Below are 239 nucleotides of genomic sequence, written 5' to 3'. Positions count from 1 at the left end.
CCGCGTCCTGCTGGCAATCGAGCCTGCGAGACAGTTGCGCGTGGTGATCGTCGACGCGTGCCGCAACAATCCGTTTGCCGATTCGATGAAGCGTACAGTTGCCTCTCGATCAATCAGCCGCGGGCTGGCCAGGGTCGAACCCGCCGTCTCCAACACGCTGATCGCGTTTGCCGCGAAAGCCGGACTAACCGCACTCGATGGCAACAGCAAGAATAGTCCGTATGCGACGGCTCTCGTAA

General features: G+C 60.7%; 1 protein-coding gene. It reads left to right on the top strand.

The window, feature by feature from the left end:
• On the top strand, positions 1–239 hold a 239-nt coding region (locus AC0L3U_RS40165), incomplete at both ends, for a caspase family protein (RefSeq protein WP_473365236.1).

The sequence above is a fragment of the Bradyrhizobium sp. Kon69 genome (genome assembly GCF_055807515.1).
Note: the sequence above shows the minus strand (reverse complement) of the source record. Positions and strands in the feature narration are given on the sequence as shown.